At 29.2% G+C, this 22,130-nt stretch carries 20 protein-coding genes and 1 CRISPR repeat array (1 of these 21 cut by a window edge); of the genes, 1 reads left to right on the forward strand and 19 read right to left on the reverse strand.

Annotation, left to right across the window (positions count from 1 at the left end):
* Window positions 1–184: direct repeats of the CRISPR family, unit length 29 nt; unit sequence ATTTATATTTAACAAGCATTGTTTTTAAA (it extends 2,878 nt beyond the left edge of the window).
* A gap of 176 nt (window positions 185–360) precedes the next feature.
* From Q5O29_RS11440 to Q5O29_RS11520, 17 genes are all read right to left on the reverse strand, one after another.
* Window positions 361–3,120: a CRISPR-associated helicase/endonuclease Cas3 gene (locus tag Q5O29_RS11440; protein ID WP_022213073.1), complete on the reverse strand. Its 2,760-nt coding sequence runs from the start codon at window positions 3,118–3,120 to the stop codon at window positions 361–363.
* Window positions 3,121–3,187: 67 nt separating this feature from the next.
* Window positions 3,188–3,958 carry a CRISPR-associated protein Cas5 gene (locus tag Q5O29_RS11445; protein WP_022213074.1) on the reverse strand — a complete coding sequence of 257 codons (771 nt, stop codon included), beginning with the start codon at window positions 3,956–3,958 and terminating at the stop codon, window positions 3,188–3,190.
* A gap of 1 nt (window position 3,959) precedes the next feature.
* On the reverse strand, window positions 3,960–4,916 hold the full coding sequence (locus Q5O29_RS11450) for a type I CRISPR-associated protein Cas7 (protein WP_022213075.1): 957 nt from the start codon (window positions 4,914–4,916) through the stop codon (window positions 3,960–3,962).
* Window positions 4,917–4,949: 33 nt separating this feature from the next.
* Window positions 4,950–6,941 carry a hypothetical protein gene (locus tag Q5O29_RS11455; RefSeq protein ID WP_022213076.1) on the reverse strand — a complete coding sequence of 664 codons (1,992 nt, stop codon included), beginning with the start codon at window positions 6,939–6,941 and terminating at the stop codon, window positions 4,950–4,952.
* Window positions 6,935–7,663, reverse strand: coding sequence for a CRISPR-associated endoribonuclease Cas6 (cas6, locus tag Q5O29_RS11460; protein WP_022213077.1), 729 nt, complete (start codon window positions 7,661–7,663; stop codon window positions 6,935–6,937). Before cas6 ends, Q5O29_RS11455 begins: the two co-directional genes overlap by 7 nt.
* A 569-nt stretch (window positions 7,664–8,232) precedes the next feature.
* Window positions 8,233–8,439: a hypothetical protein gene (locus tag Q5O29_RS11465; RefSeq protein ID WP_022213078.1), complete on the reverse strand. Its 207-nt coding sequence runs from the start codon at window positions 8,437–8,439 to the stop codon at window positions 8,233–8,235.
* A gap of 357 nt (window positions 8,440–8,796) precedes the next feature.
* Window positions 8,797–10,224: a cardiolipin synthase gene (gene cls / locus Q5O29_RS11470; RefSeq protein WP_022213079.1), complete on the reverse strand. Its 1,428-nt coding sequence runs from the start codon at window positions 10,222–10,224 to the stop codon at window positions 8,797–8,799.
* A 260-nt stretch (window positions 10,225–10,484) separates the two neighbouring features.
* On the reverse strand, window positions 10,485–11,099 hold the full coding sequence (locus Q5O29_RS11475; RefSeq protein WP_022213080.1) for a superoxide dismutase: 615 nt from the start codon (window positions 11,097–11,099) through the stop codon (window positions 10,485–10,487).
* A gap of 63 nt (window positions 11,100–11,162) precedes the next feature.
* Complete coding sequence (locus Q5O29_RS11480) at window positions 11,163–12,953, reverse strand: FUSC family protein (RefSeq protein ID WP_022213081.1); 1,791 nt, start codon at window positions 12,951–12,953, stop codon at window positions 11,163–11,165.
* A gap of 156 nt (window positions 12,954–13,109) precedes the next feature.
* Window positions 13,110–13,637: a hypothetical protein gene (locus Q5O29_RS11485; protein ID WP_022213082.1), complete on the reverse strand. Its 528-nt coding sequence runs from the start codon at window positions 13,635–13,637 to the stop codon at window positions 13,110–13,112.
* 198 nt (window positions 13,638–13,835) lie between these two features.
* Window positions 13,836–16,133, reverse strand: a complete 2,298-nt coding sequence (gene gshAB, locus Q5O29_RS11490) for a bifunctional glutamate--cysteine ligase GshA/glutathione synthetase GshB (protein WP_022213083.1) — start codon at window positions 16,131–16,133, stop codon at window positions 13,836–13,838.
* Window positions 16,134–16,213: 80 nt separating this feature from the next.
* Complete coding sequence (locus tag Q5O29_RS11495; RefSeq protein WP_022213084.1) at window positions 16,214–17,524, reverse strand: MATE family efflux transporter; 1,311 nt, start codon at window positions 17,522–17,524, stop codon at window positions 16,214–16,216.
* A gap of 124 nt (window positions 17,525–17,648) precedes the next feature.
* Complete coding sequence (locus Q5O29_RS11500; protein ID WP_022166857.1) at window positions 17,649–17,960, reverse strand: metalloregulator ArsR/SmtB family transcription factor; 312 nt, start codon at window positions 17,958–17,960, stop codon at window positions 17,649–17,651.
* A gap of 182 nt (window positions 17,961–18,142) precedes the next feature.
* The gene (locus Q5O29_RS11505; protein ID WP_022213085.1) at window positions 18,143–18,808 is read right to left on the reverse strand and encodes an ABC-2 transporter permease; all 666 of its coding nucleotides are present in this window, start codon (window positions 18,806–18,808) and stop codon (window positions 18,143–18,145) included.
* Between the two features lie 2 nt (window positions 18,809–18,810).
* Window positions 18,811–19,665, reverse strand: coding sequence for an ABC transporter ATP-binding protein (locus tag Q5O29_RS11510; RefSeq protein WP_022213086.1), 855 nt, complete (start codon window positions 19,663–19,665; stop codon window positions 18,811–18,813).
* A complete protein-coding gene (locus Q5O29_RS11515; RefSeq protein WP_022166860.1) occupies window positions 19,658–20,041 on the reverse strand; it encodes a GntR family transcriptional regulator in 384 nt (127 codons plus the stop codon). The genes Q5O29_RS11510 and Q5O29_RS11515 overlap by 8 nt, the downstream gene beginning before the upstream one ends.
* Before the next feature lie 146 nt (window positions 20,042–20,187).
* Window positions 20,188–20,370, reverse strand: coding sequence for a DUF1858 domain-containing protein (locus Q5O29_RS11520; protein WP_022213088.1), 183 nt, complete (start codon window positions 20,368–20,370; stop codon window positions 20,188–20,190).
* Between the two features lie 154 nt (window positions 20,371–20,524).
* Between Q5O29_RS11520 and Q5O29_RS11525 the strand changes: the two genes are divergently transcribed.
* Window positions 20,525–20,920: an Rrf2 family transcriptional regulator gene (locus Q5O29_RS11525; RefSeq protein ID WP_022213089.1), complete on the forward strand. Its 396-nt coding sequence runs from the start codon at window positions 20,525–20,527 to the stop codon at window positions 20,918–20,920.
* 221 nt (window positions 20,921–21,141) lie between these two features.
* Here the strand turns inward: Q5O29_RS11525 and Q5O29_RS11530 are convergent, their stop codons facing one another.
* Entirely contained in the window at window positions 21,142–21,846 is a 705-nt protein-coding gene (locus Q5O29_RS11530) for an LrgB family protein (protein WP_022213090.1), read from the reverse strand.
* Window positions 21,830–22,130: CidA/LrgA family protein (locus Q5O29_RS11535; protein WP_302632160.1), on the reverse strand; the 301-nt coding region annotated here is incomplete at its 5' end. The genes Q5O29_RS11530 and Q5O29_RS11535, both read right to left, overlap by 17 nt.

Genomic DNA, 22,130 nt, shown 5'->3' on the forward strand with positions numbered 1-22,130 from the left:
TTATTGCTGTTTTAATTTCTGATTTATATTTAACAAGAATTATTTTTAAAGACAAAATTAGGAATAAATATAATGGCAACAGTAAGAGATTTATATTTAACAAGCATTGTTTTTAAAGTTAGCTATAGATTTTAATTGTTCTATAGATGCAAAAATTTATATTTAACAAGCATTGTTTTTAAACACTTATACACATAAATTTGATGCATTAGCATTTTGAAATCTATAAACAACACAAGTTAATCAAAAAAGGATCTTAGAAATATTAATAGTATATAAATAATAACAGTAAGGTAAGTTATAAAAGATATAACTTACCTTATTTTTATATCTAAATGTAGCTCCTTTTTGGTTTATATATTATAACATTAACCTTGTATCTTCTGCACCTAGGTTTATACCAAGGAAAGCACTAAAATTTTCTCTATCAAACCTATAATCATCATCGAAATCTATAAAATCTTTTATTTCTCCTCTTGTTAAGTCTAACCTGAATAGACCCGCCATTTTAGTATATCTAACACCATTTTCTTTAAGTTTAGCTATAAATACATCTTCTAAGCTAGAATCCTTAACCATTTTCCAAGGTAAGTTGAATTTGTAGCAGAAATAACTTGTGTCTACCATAGCATTCTTAGTTTCTACCTTATTCTTAGCATAATCTCCATTACTTAATGCTTCTTGAAGTTTACTCCATGTTGTTTCCCCACTAACAGTTCTAATAGTTCCGTCCTCTTCCTCTATATTAACATCTATAGGGAAATAAAGCATTATTTCATCACGTTCTGGTATAAGTTCTAGCTCTTTCTCTACTGCTCTGTAATCTAATAGCTTAACTTCATTGTCAAAAGTATTTATGTTTGTTTTTATATTGGCACTGTGAATCTTTTTAAACATTCTATCTAACATATCCTTAAACATCTTGCTATACGTTTTGTTTCTAAAATGCTCCCTATACTCCTCAATGAGCACAGTCATGTGTCCTTTAAATGTAGCTATCCCCTTGCCATAAACTGCATCAGCTTCATCAAGTTTAAAGAAGTAGATGAGAGTTGTTCCTTTGTTATTAAAGTTTCTATTAAGTCTTCCTGCAAACTGCTCTTCCGAATCAATATAGCTTACATCCTTAAAACCTACATTCATACTGATATCTACTCCAGCTTCTATGCACTGAGTAGCTACGATGATAACATTGACATCCTCTTTAGCTAACTTAATTGTCTTCCTTCTACTACAACTGCCTGTATCCCCTGTAAACTGTCTTATATGAACCTCTTCTTCTGCAAAATTTTTAATGTCTCTAATTCTTCTGTAGAATTCATCCGCACTCTTCTTACTTATAAACTGCACCAAGACCTTGCATTTACCCCTAGCAGCAAACTCCTCTCTAATCTTAGCTACAAGAGTGTCAAAAACAAGTTCCCTGTATGTTTCTTTATCCATACTTGTGTATCTCGCACGCCAATCTCCATCTGTTAATGTATAAATTGACTTGTCTACTCTACATTTAAAGCATTCATTAACAAAGTACTTACTGCAATCTTTTATAAGCTCTGCATACTCAGAACATCTTTTATCTTCATCTATCAAGTCTCCTATCTTAGGTAATGTGGCAGACATAATTATAAATTTGATATTTAAATACTTAGCATATACATCTATAAGCCTCATCATCTTTGCCCATACCGTAGGATTGTATGCCTGTATTTCATCAATAACAACTACACTATTAGCCATGTTTAAAAGCATATGGTTATCTATCCTACTGCATGCAAATAACGCTTGAAATAGCTTAACATGACTCGTTAATGTTATATGGTAATTCAACATCTGATTATCCAATAAACTTAGCTGATATTTAAATTCTTCCGCCACATCCTTAATTGGTATAGGAGCACTACAATTAACTAAGGTAGCGTCTACTGGGCATCCATCTAAGACTTTTTCTAAAGCTTCTGCTGTTTGAGTAGTAATAGCGTTAAAAGGTGCTGTATAAATAAGCCTTGTGATTGGCTTTTTACTTTCTTTTGTAAGCTCCATAACTCTTAATGCAAGATTAGTAGACATATTTGTTTTGCCACTACCAGTTGGACCCTCCAAGTAGAAGATATTCTTATCTATATTCTTAAATAGATTGTAATCCGATTCTAAGAACATCTGTGAACGTATCTTGTTAATTTCTGAGTTTATAACTCCTATTTCTTTGTATTCCATAATAGCTTTGTATATATTATCTTTTCTATAATTCTCTATTACAGTTTCTACATTAAAGCTTACTGGTAGAACTTTTACACCATTGATATAATCAGTCGTTGAAAGAGAGTCAGGTAGACAGATTGCACTATATAACCACTTAGTTAATACATACATCTTTTCTGCTACAGGGGTAAATTTGCTAACTATAGCGTTATATAAATTAGGGTTATATACAAATTCTAAAACCCTATCTGTTTTAGTTGTTTTGTAAGTGTAATATTTAAATTCTGGGGGATTTTCTAAGTTTCTTATATTATCCTCCTCTCCTACACCAAATTCCGTACTTAAATACCTCACAAAATCCAATGGAGACCCGAGCTTTGAATGATGCCCTACAATGGTATTAGCAAAAGAAACTAGGATATAACGTAATATAGCTGTCTTTAAGTTTATAACCCTAGACTTAGCTTCTGGATTATTAGATTCAACAAGCCTATCTCCTTCCTCCAACATAAAGTCCAAGTATATTTTTGCTGAAGCTAATGAATGATTTGAACTCATTCCATCCATATATTCACTCTTAAAAACTGCATTCGCCATGATTTCGCTTTGGAACGCAATATTACACTTTCCTATATCATGAAGATATACTGCGTTTAGAACGGCTTTAAATAAGAAATTCTCTATACTATGTAGCTCTGTCTCTTGAAATACTTTTATTTCTTTTAGGATATCTCTAATAAGTGCTCTTATATAATTAAAACAGTTTCCTGTTGTATTAAACTCTTCCAATTTCTTTATTGTTAATATCAAATGTTCCATTAATTTCTCTGGTTCCCTACTAGAACCTTCTTTGGGTGTATGTGCATACATTTCACTAAGCCTTTCCACCCAAGACTCTATATTAATTAATTTATCTTCCATCCTCTTTCCTACCTTCTTTGAAAATAAATGACAGTAGATTATTACTCCACTGCCACTCCTGAATCGTCTATGCTAAACATATATTTATTCCATCTACTTCTGCTAGTTTATAGTCAAAGTCTTTTCTTAGATTAATTTCTTTATCTGTTAAACAATAAATATCTAAAACATACTCGCAGAATTCATCTTTATAGCCACTCGGTAGAGTTTCTCTTGTATCCACATAACTCTCTCCACCAGCAAACAAATCAGCCACCATTTCCTCTATAAAGTCTTCCTTGAACATACTATCGATAACCAATTCGTTGGTATTTGCTAACTCAATAGCTTCTACTAATCTACCATTAGTTATCTCAGCAAAATGATTTGTTTTCCCCAAGTAAATAGGGTAAACCGTTTTGTTGTTAATAATGAAATCCTTAAGTTTTTCTGCAATATCTGTATCTACTTTGCTTAAGTCTAAATATACGTCCCAACTTACATTATGAAGCCACTGTTCTGTATAAATAAGGTTTTGTGCATACTTGCCACTCACCTTAGAGTAACCTGCTCCATTGGTAAAAGAATACTCTTTTCTAACAAATCCAGTAGCTCCAGATTTAGGGGCAATTGCTACTCCTAAATCCTTTAGCTTCTCATAGAACTCTGGATGTCTGCTTTCCTTTTCTTTATTAAGTGCTAATTTATTGTGACCATTTAGCCCTATCTTTGCGCCCAATATTCCAAGTAAGGCTACTCTATGCAAATGAGCAAAAGAGAAATGCATATCTGATTCATCAAAGCTATTTGTATTGAAAAAGGCTGTGTCTCCTTTTATGTTAAACGCTAAAAGTTCCATATTAAACTTCCTCTCTTAGCTTAAATCCTTTTGTAGTATCCCATATGTATGCATTTGTAAACGAATGCTCTATATCACAAACTGCTCCATTATAATAAATCTCAATTGAATCAACATCATCTAAATTATTTAAGAATGCTAAATTGTCGAAGTTAACGATGGATTTATTCCCTTCTTCATCTAATCTCGCTTCAATTAAAGAAGCTATATTAGGTAAAGCATAGTAAGAATCTTCCTTCATGTTGATAAATATTGCAAATTCATCTCTTGCACCTATCTTAGCTCTACTATTTAGTCTTGTAATAGAACAAAGTGTAGCTTTCTTAAATGCTAAGTAGTATTCTTCTTTAAACCCTTTAAATTCTTCATCGTTAACTAACTCTACCAAAGAATTTGCTTGTTCAGGACAAACGCTAAATCCTTGTACATATAAAGCTCTTTCTATAAAACTACTCTTACCTATTGTTGCTCTACTAGCATCTTCTGCTTTCTTGTTAGAGTTTTTATATGGAGATAAGATATCGTGCACCTTTACATCTGTACAATCCTCTAACTTATTAACACCTATATTGTATTGGATAGGTCCTGTAGTTGAGATATTTTTCTTCTTCAATGCCATTACCACACCGAAACATGCTGTATCAACAAAATTATTCAATACTTGCTTTAACAAAGATTCCTTAGCATTCGTCTTAGCTGCTACTACATCCTCTATTGTCTGCACCACTGGGTTTCCATCTTTATCTAGAACGTAGCTAGTTTTAACTAAAACATCATATCCAATGCTCTTCCAAAAATCACGATCAGCCCACTTTGTTGATACGTCTGAATTAAAGAATTGTCCATTACTTAATGTGTTAGGTAGTCCCTGGAAATTAGAATTTACATTACTATTTTCTGCACCAACTCCTCTTGCTCCATAAACTCTATTTGTTTTTATTGCTGTTGTATTCCCCATATTTATTACCTCTTTCCTCTATTTATTTTCATTTTAATTTTCTGTTTTTGCATTTTCTTCTTTCTTTCTTAAAAAGACATTGTTACTTAAAAAACCACCATATAATGCTGTCAAGTTATTTTTTACCCTTAGAGTCCTGTCTCCATTTAAAAGGATTTTACTAGCAAGATTTTGCATAGCTTTAGTGCCTGGATTAATGTTATATCCATAAAGGTCTAATCTAGTTGTTAGGTAATCTGTTAAATCCCCGACTGTTTTCTTATTTGTATACTCCTTAAATGGACTTAAAACCAAAGTCTTCTGAACTTGATACTCTGCGTAAAATGCTAATTGCCCTAGAGCATAGAAATACTCCACTTCATTGTCGCAATCAAGCTCTGCTTCACCTTCTACTATTTTAAGCATTTTCTCTTCTAATTCTCTAGCTAAATCTGCCATAATCAAATCATTCCCTTCAATTTTAAATTCCTCTATCAAACTTAATTTATAATTAAGCAAACGTCTTAAACCTTGCATACTACTCTCTGCACCATGCATATTATCTACATAGCATCTTATACACTCATCAACATAATCAACTAGTTCGCGTTTAGCTAGTTTTACATCACTTACCTTGCTCTTAAAGAAACTATCTAGCACGTACGAATACTTACCGTAAATACCTTCCATGTCTCTAGCTAGGTTGTAGCTACCACTTTCATTTCCTATACCGTAAGCTCCATATTCTGAGAATGTATTTAAGTTCTTATACCAACAGAACCCTATTCTAGCTAACAACTCTTTTACTGTTGGCTTAGATACAGCAACTGTCTCTGCTTTCGCACTTTCCTTATCTAAATTAAATAAAATTTCTTTATCTCCAAAATAGTTTTTTAGTGGCACCTTCCTCTTCCCAATAGTTTCAGTTGGGTTAAACACATGTGCATTGGTTGTAGCCTTAACGATATACTTTTCTTTAAAGTGTAATCTAAAAATAAGCCCCTTATTGCCCACATCCTTTGTAAAATCTTCTATAGTTATGTTTTCACTTATAGTATCTACATCTTCACCTGCAAACTGTAATGTATCTCTCATTACATTAAATCCAAACGCTCTAGCACCATTATTTTCAGAGATTGTTTGCAGAAGTTGATATGCAGTTCTATAATCCCTGGCTTTTTCCATAGTTAAGTACTTTCTTAGGTTTATATTCATTGTTAATGGCTTAATGCCAGTCTTTTTAGCATTATTATTAAAGCCATAAACAGTTGTGCCTACAAGCTCATTATCAACTACTTCTACTCCATCTGCGTTTAGAAGGCTTCTGTAGAAGTAATACGCTTCTTCTCTTTTGTAGGCTTCTATACTATCATCAAGTCTTCCAGATGAAGATGTAAAGAATATCTTTATTACTCCCCCTGTCGGAATCCCTAAATTCTTAGCAAAGTCTATAATTGCACCTAGGTTCTCTCTAATGTATGCTTCTATTAAGGATAATTCTGTTAATCTAGCTTCGCTTTCAGCATATTCTAAGTCTTTAACTATATCTAGACAGTATTCACTATTGTTTTTTAAGTCTAGGACCTCACAAATCTTTATCTTTATATCTCTATAATATCCTAACCCAGCTTCACAAATGTGTTCTATCAGCCACTCTAAAGTGTCAGAGCCATCTTTCTCCTTACCCTCTAAGGCTGCTGTCTTAGCATTTATAGTTAACGCTTGATAGGTTGTACTTAGTATTTTCTTTGCAGGAACGTCTATAGCTTTATTAGAAGCTGCATTTAATAGTTTTGACAAAGAGTCTCTTTTGGCTATAGCAGCTCTAAACACATCCACATCTTTACAATCCCCATTAACCTTAGCCTCTACAAATCTACTGGTTTTTTTATCCACAACAAGATAGTTAACAGTTCCATCTGATCTAAACGGCTTATCTATATCTGCTAGAATATAGATACCAACCTTAGGAGTGGCGTTTTCTATTATAAAGCGTTCTACTCTATCCTTATCTTTATTTATTTCTCTTATTAACAAATCTAACATTCTACAACCCCTCCTGTTTTAGGAATAGCCAAACAAAACCCTGCCCCACATATTGTGTTCTTCTCTCCTAAACCACAATATTGTGCAAAATATGCAAGTCTCTGAGCTAAAGGATTGTCAGCAACAGTGTATTTAAACCTTACTCCTATATAAATACATCCCTTAATCTTTACTGGAATAGGTCTTCCTAATATCTCTTCTACCGTAAACATATTCTTTACATCGTCGAAAACAACATCTTCTCCAGTAAAGTGATTATATTTCTTTAATAGATTTATAATCACCCTATCTCTTACATTTGCGTATTTATTTGCGTTAAACTTACCATCTTCAGATTTTGGAAGAGTAATTATAACTGGATTTAGACAAATAAGCTCCTTAACTGGTATATATTCAGTAAATTTTTTACTCTGTATCATAATTGATTTAACATAATCATTCTCAAAGCCCTCCAATAGCTTCATGATTTTATCTGCAAACACTTCTGAACAGCTTTTTATCTGTATTCTATATATACTATCCTTTTCATAAATACCATTTTTGGCATTTGGCTGGGGATTACTAAAAGAATACGGTTTAGCTTCTTTTGCAGTGTGTAGCTCTAGCAACTGTTTGTCTTTACACATTGCCTGGCTTATAGCTATCGAAAGAGTATATCCTATAGTACTGATATAGATATCTTTTTTTAATAAAAAAACATAATCTATATTACTAAAAACCATGTTGTACACCTCCCATTTAGTTTATAGCTTTATGTTAACACCAATCATTCACATAAGCAACTAAAATTTTCATATTTTTTGACGAAAAATTTTTAAGCAAAAAAAAGAGACCGATTTACTTAGAAATACAGCCTTTTTCACACAAAACACTTAGTGTTAAATATAGATAAAATTTTAAATACTAGGTATTATATCCTAAAGTACTTTTAAAAACGCTATGCGTTAAGTATATATTTTGTTATATTATAACGAAATATACTTCCATATAGAGTGATATATTTACAATTTAGTGTTAATAATATACGGTTAGATTCTTAAAAAGATTATAGCAATATCCATGAAAACCGTCAATAAAGCATTTCCTAGGCTCAGTTTTTTAATAGCTTACTTGCTTGCAATTACATTTTACCAGGTAGTATCTTATACAAACACCTCTTTAACTATTGACTTTACTAAACTAATTTCATATTATACTATTAAAGTTAAAAACTTAGTAATCGGCTGGTAAAAAATCTTTTAATAACGTGTCGATTAATAGAATTTATAAAGAACTGGAATATTCCAGTTCTTTATGCTATTACAAACTTTTTGCTGATAATTTCAATTTTCTCAGTTTCACCATAATCAATAAGAACTACTCCACCAAAGTCGTCCAGTCCAATATTATGATAAAGAAAATCGTATCCATAAACAGGCTTAAATATTTCTTTGATTTTATTAAGTTCATCTTCGTATAAATCAAAATCATCTTCATCTACTAAATCATACATTTTCATTTTAAGTATTCTATCTTCACAATATAGTTGAATACATTCACCAATATGATATTTATACTCTTTAGGACACGATGAATATATATTATACTTATCCTTATTACCTTCTATTCCACAATCATTAAAAGCTATTTTCCATATATAGCCCTCATTTGTTGGGTCAAAAAAAACACTATTCGACTCCCTTCTACCCCAATAGCAGAACCTGAAAATAAATTCATAAACTTATTATATGTCTCTGTACTCATTCTTGTTGAATCATGTTCTTTCAAAATCTTGACTATTTCTCAAAAATAATCTTCTTTTGATTTTTTCATTTTGTGTACCTATATCAACAATTTTGTCTAACATAGCCTTATTTTATAATATTGAAGAAAATAGCTTTGACAAACCTTCTTTAATTTTCGTTTTATTATTTCTTCCTTTATACATTTCCAAAGTAAGCTGATTGCTTTTTAGGATATCTTTCTCAAATTGTTTTTTCTGCTTGCATGCTATGTCACTAGAATATATGTATGCATTTATTTCAAAGTTTAGCTCAAAACTTCTAGTATCCATATTAGCCGTACCTACAGAGCAAATTTCATCATCTATAACAAGAGTTTTGGCATGTAAGAATGCATTTCTATCATAATGATATATCTTTACACCAAAATCTAAAAGATCACCTGCATAGAAAAGATTAGCCCAATAAACAAATGGATGATCTCCTTTTCCAGGAATCATTATTCTTACATCCACACCAGATAATGCAGCAAGTTTCAAAGCATCAGATATACTATTATCTATAATTAAATATGGCGATTGTATATAAATATAATTTCTTGCTTTTTGAATCATTTTTAAATAAGCAAGCTTAATTTCAAATCTATCACTAAGATTAGGCCCACTTGATAATATTTGAATCCCCTTATCACCTACACTTTCTATACTATTTTCTGCAAATACCTCTTGTATATCTACTTCTTCTTTAGTAGCATATCTCCAATCAGCTAAAAATCTCGAATTTAAATCCTTAACAGCATAACCTTCTATTTTTACATGAGTATCTCTCCAGTAACCAAATTTCTCATCCTTACCTAAATATTCATCTCCAACGTTAAAACCTCCAACAAAGCCTACTTTATTGTCAATAACAACAATTTTACGATGATTTCTAAAATTCATATTTAAATTTATAATTTTTAACCAAGATGGGAAAAATTCACCGGTTTTCCCACCTAATGAAGTTAATTTTTTAAGTACTCTTCTATTCAACGTCCTGCTACCAACAGAATCATATAAAAGCCTTACTTCTACACCTTTTGAAGCTTTCTCTTCTAAAACTGATAGTATCTCGCTTCCTATTCCATCTGTTTTAAATATGTAAAATTCTATATTTATACTCTTTTCAGCTTTTCTTAAAGAATCTAGTAAAACACTGAAAAATTCTTTTCCATCGCTATACATCATCACTTGATTTTTTTCTCTATATGGCGAATATCCCATTCTCTCTATGGAGTTAATCATATCATAATTTTTATTGTCTTTTTCAACATAACCTTCCTTCTGTGTCTTCCTCATATAATCTTTGAATAACTTTAATTCAATTTCTTTAATGCCAAACATATTAGCATTATTAATTTTTCTTCCCAATAATAAAAATGCAATAAATCCCACCAATGGAGCAATATAAATTACAAGCACCCATGCTATTATACTATTAGCTGATCTCTTTTCTTTGAAAATCATATAAAAAATAGCAAAGAAATTTATTATATCTATTATCATCCTTACTATTTGAAACATTGCTATCACCTCTTTTTTATTATGTCTATTTACCTTATTAATTAAGTATAACAAAAAAAAGAAAATATTAAAATGCATCTTTCAGTATACCTTAAGATAAGTATCTAATATATTCTTTGGATCATCTTCAACCATAAAAACCTTTTCCATATTTATCCTCCATTAAACATAGTCACATAGAAAACTATATATATTAAAAAGGAACCTTACGGCTCCTTTTACCATTACTTTATAAAGTTATAAATTCCTTATATACGCCTTTAGACTTTTCCATTATATAGTTCCTCTACCTTGGCCCAATTTATTATCTGCCATATGTTTTCTAAATATTTACCTCTTAAATTCTTATATTTTAAATAATAAGCATGTTCCCATACATCTATACATAAAATCGGTTTAAAACCACATATAAGTGGTGTATCTTGATTAAGTGTATTCATGACATGAAGCCTGCCATACTTTTCCTTCACAAGAAAGCTATATCCTGATCCAAATCTATTTAATGCATTTTCATTTATAAGTTCTCTTAACTGTTCAAAAGAACCATACTGTTTCTTTATTCTATCCATTAGTTTTCCTTCTGGTTTCCTTTTAGGCTTAGGATATAAAATTGAAAAGTACAAATTATGATTATATACCCCTCCACCGTTGTTTATTACTTTTTCTCGTATTTCTTTAGGTATTTTTTTAGGATTCATTAATATATCCTCTAATGTTTTACCCTTTGTAAAATCCTCATATCCTTTAAGTACCTTATTCAAATTATCAACATAACCTTGTAAATGCTTAGTATAGTGAATTTCTACTGTTTCCTTATCTATATAAGGTTCCAATGCATTAAATAAATATGGAAGGTATATTTTTTCGTATTTCATTATATTTCCTTTCAATATTAATTACTACACTACTATATATGCAAAAATCTATTTTCTTTATCACTATCCATTAAAAACCATATTTGCTTTATTAAATTCTTCATATGCTTTTATGATATTATCTTTTCCTTTCTTTTTAACATTAAAATTAAAAAGTGTATCATAGGATGTTTTAATTAAATAATAATTATTCATATCTATGAATTGATTAATTTTATCATCACCATATTGCATATTTCTGAGATTGAGCTTTTGCATAAGAAGCATCAAATGAATTATTACATCCCTTATATTATTAATATTTTCATTATTATTTAAATAATCTCTACTATCTTCTATTACATATTTATTATATAGCTTGATTTTTTTCACCAGCTGCCTTACTCCATCTTTAAGCCTGTATGGGAATATAACCTTATTGGCTACTAAGACCAATATCACTCCATCTATTACATATATTATTCTTAAAAATATTAATACATTTATATTTTCAGTTAGTGAAGATACGCAAATTGATGCCACAGCTGCAAACAATGAAATCTTATAATACTCTTTAAATCCATATAAAAGATATAGTGAGCAAATTAGAATTAATATAGTTATGAATTTATTATCAACCATATTAATAATAATTCCAGTAATCAATATAGCTAATATATTTCCTTTAATTCTATCTCTTGCTTTTGTTATAGTATCTTCATAATATGGTTGCATAATAGACATTATTGTTATAATGGCCCATATTATTTTATAAAATCCTAAAAACTCTCCTACTAAAAGTGCTATTGTCAATGTTATAGACATTCTTATAGCAAACTTAAACCTTATACTATTTACATTAAAATATTCTTTAAAAACATTTTTGAAGATATCTAAATGAGACCTTTGCCATTCTTTGTATACTTTATTTATTTCTTTTTTATTCATTTCAGATAAACGCATTATGTTCTTATATACCTCCATAAATATATCCCCAACAACTTGGAATACTTCACTCTTATTAATATTATCATCAATAAATAATTGAACTTTTTCTTCTAAATCATCTACCTCTATATTTCCTGCGGCATATTTTTCTAATCCATCTAAAAGCTGCTCTATATCACAAAGCTCCTTTTCCTTTAAGCTTTTTTCTAAAGCTATATCTTTTAAAAGTAAATTAAAATATTCTAAATTTATCAAAAGATTAAATTGAATAATCCCTATATTGGTAGTTAGGTATTTCCTATGTCTGCTTATGTATACTTTATAAGTTAACTCTCTCATCTTTCCAGTACATTTATTTTTAAGTTCATCTGAATAGTCATTACTTTTAATATTTTCCACCTGCTCTTTTAACATTCTTATATATACAACTATGCTATTACCTAATACAGATTTTTCATTTATTTTCTTTATAAAGCTTGCTGATACAATAACCGCTACCCCAAAAAGCACAGAATAAAGCCTTTCTGGTAATTCACTAAAAGATACCGTAGAATATTGAGTAAATATATAGAGCATAACAAATGGCTTATAAAAAGTTAAATCATATTGTGAAATTATGCTGTACATAATTAAAAATATTGCTATAAAATTTATTATTATTCCACTATAAAGATTTAATGATGATATAAATGAAGTAACTACTATAAGCATATCTAAAATAATTAACCACATAACTTTATAGAAAGTCTTAACATAAAAATTCTGTCTTCCTAATACTGTTGATGTTAATGCAATAGGAAAAGCTATCATTATATTTTTAACACCAAATAATATCCATACACCAAACATGGTTATAACTGCTACCGTCCCATTTTTAAACATGCCATATAAATTAACATTATATTTTTTTACTAAACTTTTAAACATAAAAATAACTCTATCCTTTCCTTTATGGATAAAGTTATTTTTATCTTTATATGAATTTTTTATTAAATACAAAAAATTGTAGAAGAATTTAAGGTACTAATGGAATCTGGCCAAAACTAGCTTATATTGCTACTGTTAATATAAAATAAATGAAATTTATTTATTAAATATTGGACTTATTCCTTGTGCATAATTTCTCTTTATATTTCCAAAAAGGCTTACTGATTCATCTAGCTCTTCTTGCTCCTTAGTCTTTTCTTGTTCTTTTACATCTAAAGTTGTCAATGAGTTCTTTTCTTGTGTTGTTAAAATTGGTTCTAAGGCTCTGTCCTCTTCTTCATCATTAATTATATTATTATTTAATTCTAATTCTTCAGCTTCACTTTCATTTTCTTCTAATTGAATTACTGGAGTCCTCTCAACAGTTATCGTATCTTCTCTTTGCTTATTAAATGCAGTTTCTTTAATAATCATTTCTATATTCTTAATAGCAACTTCATGTATTTGTGAATTATACATAGTACTACAGTCAACTGTAATAGAAGTATCTGCAATTTGTGCAATTCTTCCTTTAATTGATACTGATTTATATTCTAATGATACTATATCATCACTTTTAAAAACTATAATTTCTCCATTATGTTCAACTTTTAAAACTTTAATATTTTCTACATTTACCTTCATTTTACCTTCTCCATTCTATATATATATCATAATTTATAATACTACATATTTTATATATAATAAACACTTGAATGATGAGTATACTTCAATAATTTAGTCTACTCATACTACTTTCATATCTACTTTCCTTTCCATATGCAAATAAAGGAACTTCCTTTATTTGCAGCTCCCTTATCTATATTTTATTTAAATAAAGTTCTATACAAGTTCTAATAGCTTAAGCACTTCTACAGCAATTTTTCTTTCTGTGCCTATAAATGGATATGAATGTATATGTATTGCTGGATTAAAGTTGATTTCTATTATTGCATAATTAATATTTTCATCACTATAATCCTCTAACATCATATCCACACCGCAAATCTTAGCACCAGCTGCTTTACTTGCCTTTACAGCGATATCCTTGAATTTTTGTGGTATATCATCTGTATAATCTATACTATCTCCTCCAGTGCTGATATTGGAATTCTCTCTTAAATATACTGTTTCTCCTGCAAGTGGTACATAGTCAAAATCCTTATTTTGTTGCTTTAAAAATATAGCTTCATTTTCACCAAGGTTTATTTTTTCAAGAGGTGTGACATATCCCTTACCTCTTAAAGGATTTTTATTTTTTAATTCAACTAATTCTCTTATGGTTTTTACTCCATCACCTAAAACATTTGCTGGCACTCTATGAAGTATTCCTACAACTTTATCATCAATAACCAAGAACCTATATTCTTTTCCTTTGATAAACTCTTCAATTAACACTGTTTTATCAAACTTAAATGCTATTTCAAAAGCTCTTTCTATATCTTCTGCATTTGCTCCTTCAGGAAATATGTTTATTCCAGTACCAAAATTAGTTGATTTAGGTTTTATAACTATAGGCTTTCCTATATAATTATTTATAGAAATCTTTGCTTCTGCAAGACTATCGAACTCTTCACCAACTGGAACCTTGATACCTTCTTTAGCTAATACCTTTTTAGTAACAGTTTTATTTTCCATGATAAGTACTGTTACATAATTATCCTTTGATGTCTTCGTGGCTTGTTTTACATATTCCACTTTTTCTCCCTTTGTTAAAGAAATAAAGTTTTCGCTTCTATCTACTATATCAGTCTTAACTCCTCTTTTTATAGCTTCCTTCATTAATATCTGAGTAGAAAGTTCTAAATCCTCAAATCCCTCTAACTTAAATCTATTATTATAAGCACTTTCCTTATAACCTTCAGCTAAATCTACATTAGCCTTTATATATCCTTTTTCTTCTATCAGTTTTCTATACTTATAGGCATATGTTAATGAGCTATCTGCCATTTTTGCTATTGCTTCATTGATTATATCTTCTTTTCCTAAATTCAGCTCTGAATTCATAGCTTTCATTTCATTTAGTATTTCTAAGCCCCAGCTTCTTCTATCAATTATTTCTCCATCTTTAATTAAATCAACATTTTCTATGCCATATTTTGCAACTAAGTGTTGATTTCTTACAGCTTCTTGCTGCCACTTATCATAACTGCTTTCTTCTTTAATAAGCATATATATATTTAATAATTGAAGGAAATATAAATCATTTAAGCTTATACCACCCTTTTCAAATGGGTTTATATCGATACTTCTATATTCTAGATAGCTAATTCCATCTTCTAGTAATGAATTTAAGAAATTTTTAGGATTCTTAGCTTTTAATCTTACCTGGCTATATAATTCCTTATAGCTATCTATCACTCCATCATTTACATATTTATTGATGCTTTCAACATAATCTTCTACCGTATCATAATTTGGATAAAGTTCTTCTTTGTTTCTATATCCACATTCTCCATTTCTATGAGAAACTGCACCATCTACAGTATACCCATCTTCACTTATCTGTTTAAGCTTACAGCTGCATCCATTTAAAAAGCTTTCATGTATTACAGGTGCTGCACCTAAAAGATAAACTATAATCCATCTATATCTTAAATAATTTCTTGCAACCTTTAAATATATAGAATTTTTATACTCCTTGTATGTTAATTCCTTGTCACTACTTTCATATAATTTTCTTATAATCTCTTCATTAAAAGAATAATTATAATGAATTCCTGATATAAGTTGCTTCTTTCCACCATATTTTTTTAAAAGCTTATTTCTATATTCTTCAGCTTCTCTTCCCTCTTCACTATATTTAGCTACAGGTATTTCATCATCTTCTGGAATAAAACATGGCATTGATTGTGGCCATAAAATTTCATCACCTATCTCTAAAGCTACTATGTCATAAAGTGCCTTTGAAAAACTATATGTTTCTTCTATTTTATCTAAGGCAGGAGTTATTATTTCCACCTGACTCTCTGAAAAATCTGTAGTTATATAAGGATTTAAAACTTTATCTCCAAATATCCCTGGATGATCTGTAAATGATAAATATCCATTTTTATCAACTCTTAACATTTCTCGCTCTATACCACAATTTCCTTTTAAAAGTTGCTGTGGTATAAATAACTCTTTAATTTTCTTTAACATTTTTTATATTCCTTCCTTAAATTCTCTATAATTATATCTAATATAATCTATTAAATTTATCTGGTCAAATACTTATAAAACTATAACTTCATCTTAACAACGATCAAGTACATAATGTATGATGTTATACCTTTTAATATACTTGAAATGGAAATACTCATCCATACTCCATTTATACCAAATCTTCCTACAAACATCAAAGCCATAGGTATTCTTAATGCTGTAAAGACAATACTTATAAGTGATGGTATCTTCGGTAATCCAAGACCTGTAAATGTTCCATTGGATATAGTTTCTATAGTGCTAAATATTTGTGAAAAAGCCACTATCCTTAAATAATCAGCTGCAATTATTATAGTTTCATTTTCACTAATAAAAAGCTTAATTATGGGCCTATTTAAAAAGACAAATACAAATACCATCATTAGAGAATAAAGTATACCTAATTTTAATGCTGTTTTATATCCTTCCTTAATCCTATTATATTTGCCTGCACCAAAGTTTTGTCCTACAAAACTTGATATAGCTCCATGAAGCCCACCTATCACCATATATGTTATAGATTCAATCTGCAGACCAATTTTTTGAGCTGCTATGGCATTTGCACCAAAACCACCAATTATTCTTGCCAAAACTATATTTATCAAGGTAAATAATACTCTTTGGAAAGACATTGGAATTCCTAAGACACAAATTTCTTTAACTTTTACAAAATCTAATTTAACACCTCTATAATATCTTAAAAAGCTCATAGATTTTCTTCTATATAATAAAAACATGATAATATTAGCTACCAAGGTTGCCAAAGCAGCTCCTGATACCCCCATATTAAATATATATATGAATATTGGATCTAATATTATATTTGAAACAATTCCTATGGCACTTATAATTAATGCTATTTTATTGTTGCCATAACTTCCTATAATTTTAGAATATAGCATATTAAAAAATCCAAAAAATAAAATTGGTCCATTAATAGCTAAATAATAAAATGAATTTCTTTCTACTATAGTATTATTTAAATTTAAAAAGTCTATAAATATTTTTCCACAAAATATCAATAATAAGCCATAGCTTAATGCTATTATTAAATTTATAACTAACCCAGCATTAATGTATTCCTTTTCTTTTTCAGTTTCTTTCCTGCCAATAGCTTGTGCAAGTTTTATGGTAGTCCCTATTACCACCATTGAATTTATTGCATAGCCTAGACCTACAAAAAAACTTGATGATCCCACACTAGCTACTGCATCACTTCCCAATGCACCAACCCAAAGCATATCAATAAGATTATAGGTGAATTGTAAAAGTGAAGTTGCCATTATTGGTAGTGCAAGCACCGTTAGTACATTTATTACTTTTCCCTTAGTTAAATCTATCTTTTTCATCTTAACTCTACTCCTAAATATAGATATTCATCTATATTTAATATAAATGACTATCTATATAGTGTCAATCTATAAGTTTTCATGAATAAATAATAAAAACCCCAGCTATAACTGAAGTTTTCTGCTATTGCTCTATTTCACTGCCATTAATATCATTGTCTTTATTAGTGATAGATTTGATAAATTTAATAAGTTCCTTAGCACTTTCATTGCTTATTTTATAATAATTCCAAGTTCCACACTTTCTTGCTTCCACCAATCCACATTCTATTAACACTTTCATATGATGTGATAATGTAGGTTGAGTAAAATTAAAATGTTCTAATATCTTGCATCCACATTTCTCCTCATATGATAATAAGTCAATGATCTTTAATCTATTCACATCACTTAAAGCTTTAAATATTCTTGAATTAACTTCATATTTATCGTCCATACAAATCCTCCACTAATCATATATTCCTTTTATAAAATAAAAAAAGGAATACAGACTCTCTCTATATTCCTCAATATATCTCACTATTTTTTTAATGTCAATATTTCTTTATACAATACCCTAATTTGATATAGCCTTGCTTCAATTATAAAGTTACAAGGTAGTTTTCACCATATACTTTTTTATGCAGTTCTATTTATATATAGCCTTTGTGATACTATATTAGATATTTCAAATATTAATAAGCCACATAATATTAAGAAAATGCTGACCATAACTGGATTATTTTCTATATATGCTGCTATTGCTTTAAATTTTTCTGTAGATTCTCCCATTAAACTCCCAAGAAGAGGAACTCCTATTGCTATGACAAAAAAAGGTACATAAGTGAAAATCTTTCCTTTAGTATATCCTAATTTAAAATATGCTGGAAGCTGTAATGACACTAATATAAGTGACATAAAGAAACCTGTTACTAAAACAAATAATAGTTCACTATACTCCAAGCCTTGTTTTAAAATCACATTTCCAACTATCATAATAATATAAGAAAGTATAGTAAAAAATATCATTGTCCCTAAAGTAAAGATATATCTTCCATTAACAATATTTCGCTTCTTTAATGACAAGGTACCATAAAAATTCTCTATATTATTTTTTTCACTTAAGGCAAAAGGATAGCTTACCATTATTACACCATAAAACATAGCTATAAATGACATCATATATATATTTTTAGTGGTTATTATTACTGGAATAGATACTGCAAATAATAATAGCATATACTTCTTCAAATATGGCTTTACCATAAATAAATCTAATTTTGCAAACTTACAAACTTTTTCCATTATTACATGGCCTCCTTATTCATATAAATCATAATTTCATCAAGAGATGCTTTTTCAATAATTACCTTGCTGGAGAACCCTACAGCTTTCTTAAGCTCAATAAGCCCTTCAAAACCTGTGCTATGGATTCTTAAGCCAATGATTTCTTTCTTCTGGCTTTCTGTGATATCTTCTTTTCCACCCTTGATAATGCAATATTTCTCTAAAAACTCATCCTTTTCTCCTGTAAAAATAATCTTGCCATTATTTATATAAGTTATATAATCAGCTATTTTTTCTATATCAGAAGTTATATGTGAAGAAAATATTACGCTTTTTTCTTCATCTTCTATATAATCTCTTAAGATATCTAAAAATTCATCTCTGGCCACTGGATCTAAACCACTAGTAGGTTCATCTAAGATTAAAAGCTTTGCTTCGTGAGAAAAGGCCACTGCTATCATCAGCTTCATTCTCATTCCTCTAGACAAATCTTTAACTTTCTTATCTCTAGCTAAGTTAAATTCCTTTAAATACTTTTCATATATGCTGCTGTTCCAATTCTTATAAAATATACTTACAGCTTTTTCAACATCATTTAGAGTCCAATCTTCTAAGTAATAGCATTCATCAAATACTACACCAATTTGCTCCTTAATCCTTTCTTCCTCTCTTATATTATCAAGGCCAAAAACCTTTATTTCTCCAGAGTCTCTCTTTATCATATTTAATATAAGCTTAATAGTAGTAGTCTTTCCTGCTCCATTAGCACCTATAAAGCCCATAATATACCCCTTTGGCAAATTAAAAGATATATTATCTATTTTAAACTTTTTATAATCCTTAGTAATGTTGTTTATCTCTAATACATTATTCATAACTTTCCTCCTCTAAGATAAAATCCAACATATTTTTTAATTCTTCTCTGCTAAGCTGCGCCCTTTTAGCTGCCACAATAGCTTTTTCAAAGCATTCTTCTATTTCTCTAAGTTGCTGTTCTTTTAACATCTCGTTATCTTGAGCTAGTACATAGCATCCCTTTCCTTGAACATTTGTTACAAATCCTTCATATTGCAAATCATTATATGCTCTAGTGGTGGTTATTACACTAACTTTTAATTCTTTAGCCAATTGCCTTATAGAAGGAAGCATTTCCCCTTCCTGTAATTCACCTGAAAGAATAGAACTTTTAATTCCTTCCTTTATTTGTTCATATATAGGAATCCCTGAACTATTTGATATAACTATTCTCATAATTACCTCTTTTCCAACTGTATTTAAAGTCATTACTGTATATATTCTATATATACAGTATATACTCATTACATTAATTGTCAACACTTTCTAAAAAAAATAAACTCACAGAAAATATCTTCTGTGAGTTTATTACTATACTTATACTATTTATTTAATGCTTCTAATAATTCTGTTAAGTTTATTCCATGAATTTCTGCTGCATCTTCAATACATTCAGCTTGTGCTGATGGACATCCTACACACCCCATACCAAAGCCCATTAATATTTCAGGTGCATTTGCTTTCATCTTTATTACTTCACCAATTGTCATATCTTTAGTTATCATTATATGTACCTCCATTTATCTAAATAATATTTTTGCATTTATTCTATAAATAATATATCATAAGAGAATAAAATGTTCAATTGAAATGCACATTTTATTTTACATTATTTTTTGATAAAATAATACTTATTAGCAAAAGAAAAGAGGACTATATATGCAACTTTCAAAATTTACTGATTACTCTTTCAGAGCTCTTATTTATTTAGCAGATAAAAAAGATTCCTTAGCTACTGTTGAGGAATTAGCTAATGCTTTAGATATTTCTGAACATCACTTAAAAAAGATAATTCATAAGCTAGCAAAAACAAATTATGTTATTTCCATCAAAGGGCGTGGTGGTGGTTTAAAACTAGGAATGGAGCCTAAAGATATAAATCTAGGGGAAATACTTAAAATTACAGAAGACAATTTAAATATTGTTGAATGTTTTAATAATCCAGAAAACTGCCCATTAATGACTGGTGGTTGTAAACTTAAATACATTATTTCTAACTCTCTTGAAAAATTCATTAAAGAATTTTCAAAATATAGCTTAGAAGACATACTTTAAAAATCAAACAGTGCATATTGCTTTTCTTATGCACTTAATTAAGTCAACATAAATAGCTAAGTTAAGTCGTAAATATCACTTCGCTTATTTATTAGTTTAGCAAAGCTACAAACTAATTTACCTAAGCGAAGCTTAATTTACTTAGCAAAGGGAATTAACATTTTACCTTTTCAGTTGTAACTTCTTAACTATAGCTATACTAAATTTAACTAATAAAGTGTTTATGTAATTAAATTAATAAATAATTGATATGTAGCTGGTGCTATAAAAACAGTCATAATTCCAGCAACACCTATGGAAAGACTACTCATTGCTCCTTCTATTTCCCCCATTTCTAAAGCCTTTGTTGTTCCTAAAGCATGAGATGACGTTCCAATTGCTACTCCAATGGCAACTTGATTTTTTATCTTAAATACTTTACATACTATTGGTGCTATGACAGCTCCAATAATTCCTGTTATTAATATTGCCAATACTGTAATAGGTATGATACCGCCTAATTGACTTGATATTTCAATTCCTATGGGTGTAGTTACAGATTTAGGTAAAAGAGAGGCTATTATTTCTTCATTTAAATCAAACACTACACAAGATATAATAATTGATATTACACCTATAATAGTACCAATAAAAATTCCTACTACTATTGGAACAGCATATCTTTTTAAATTATCCAATTGATTATAAAGAGGTACTGCAAGTACAACCGTTGCAGGCCCTAAGAACATATTAATGAAATCTCCACCTACATTGTATATTTCTACATCTATATTAAATAATAACAAAAATACTATTACCATTATTATTGATACTAAAAGTGGATTTAATAATACTATTCCAGTTTTTTTTCTAATAATTAATGCCAATTCAAATGCTATAAGAGAAATAACCACCCCAAAAAGCATATTATTAATTAAGCTTTCCATCTTTATCACCTTCTTTTTTATTAGCTATTTTTTGAACTACTAGTCCTGTACATATCATAGTAATTGCAGTTGTTACAAAACATACAATTAATAACTGTAACCATATATTTTTTATTACTGAAAAAGATGATATTAAACCTACTCCAGCAGGTATAAAGAAAAATGCCAAATGCTCTAAGAAAAAGTTAGAAATGGTGCTTATTTGTTCTACCTTTATTACTTTTAAATACAATAATAAAAATAATATAACCATTCCTATTACATTGCCAGGTATAGGAACTCCA

The organism is Clostridium sp. CAG:265, from assembly GCF_000436575.1.
Lineage (GTDB): Bacteria > Bacillota > Clostridia > Clostridiales > Clostridiaceae > Clostridium > Clostridium lentum.

Bases quoted from the DNA above. Each gene is read 5' to 3' on its own strand.
- Q5O29_RS11515 (WP_022166860.1), bottom strand. From the start codon at position 20,041: ATGAGAATAGTTATATCAAATAGTTCAGGGATTCCTATATATGAACAA.
- Q5O29_RS11505 (WP_022213085.1), bottom strand. From the start codon at position 18,808: ATGGAAAAAGTTTGTAAGTTTGCAAAATTAGATTTATTTATGGTAAAG.
- Q5O29_RS11525 (WP_022213089.1), top strand. From the start codon at position 20,525: ATGCAACTTTCAAAATTTACTGATTACTCTTTCAGAGCTCTTATTTAT.
- Q5O29_RS11510 (WP_022213086.1), bottom strand. From the start codon at position 19,665: ATGAATAATGTATTAGAGATAAACAACATTACTAAGGATTATAAAAAG.
- Q5O29_RS11475 (WP_022213080.1), bottom strand. From the start codon at position 11,099: ATGAAATACGAAAAAATATACCTTCCATATTTATTTAATGCATTGGAA.
- Q5O29_RS11465 (WP_022213078.1), bottom strand. From the start codon at position 8,439: ATGAAAATGTATGATTTAGTAGATGAAGATGATTTTGATTTATACGAA.
- Q5O29_RS11530 (WP_022213090.1), bottom strand. From the start codon at position 21,846: ATGGAAAGCTTAATTAATAATATGCTTTTTGGGGTGGTTATTTCTCTT.
- Q5O29_RS11520 (WP_022213088.1), bottom strand. From the start codon at position 20,370: ATGATAACTAAAGATATGACAATTGGTGAAGTAATAAAGATGAAAGCA.
- Q5O29_RS11455 (WP_022213076.1), bottom strand. From the start codon at position 6,941: ATGTTAGATTTGTTAATAAGAGAAATAAATAAAGATAAGGATAGAGTA.
- Q5O29_RS11480 (WP_022213081.1), bottom strand. From the start codon at position 12,953: ATGTTTAAAAGTTTAGTAAAAAAATATAATGTTAATTTATATGGCATG.
- gshAB (WP_022213083.1), bottom strand. From the start codon at position 16,133: ATGTTAAAGAAAATTAAAGAGTTATTTATACCACAGCAACTTTTAAAA.
- Q5O29_RS11445 (WP_022213074.1), bottom strand. From the start codon at position 3,958: ATGGAACTTTTAGCGTTTAACATAAAAGGAGACACAGCCTTTTTCAAT.
- Q5O29_RS11500 (WP_022166857.1), bottom strand. From the start codon at position 17,960: ATGGACGATAAATATGAAGTTAATTCAAGAATATTTAAAGCTTTAAGT.
- cls (WP_022213079.1), bottom strand. From the start codon at position 10,224: ATGTTTCAAATAGTAAGGATGATAATAGATATAATAAATTTCTTTGCT.
- Q5O29_RS11495 (WP_022213084.1), bottom strand. From the start codon at position 17,524: ATGAAAAAGATAGATTTAACTAAGGGAAAAGTAATAAATGTACTAACG.
- Q5O29_RS11440 (WP_022213073.1), bottom strand. From the start codon at position 3,120: ATGGAAGATAAATTAATTAATATAGAGTCTTGGGTGGAAAGGCTTAGT.
- Q5O29_RS11450 (WP_022213075.1), bottom strand. From the start codon at position 4,916: ATGGGGAATACAACAGCAATAAAAACAAATAGAGTTTATGGAGCAAGA.
- Q5O29_RS11485 (WP_022213082.1), bottom strand. From the start codon at position 13,637: ATGAAGGTAAATGTAGAAAATATTAAAGTTTTAAAAGTTGAACATAAT.
- cas6 (WP_022213077.1), bottom strand. From the start codon at position 7,663: ATGGTTTTTAGTAATATAGATTATGTTTTTTTATTAAAAAAAGATATC.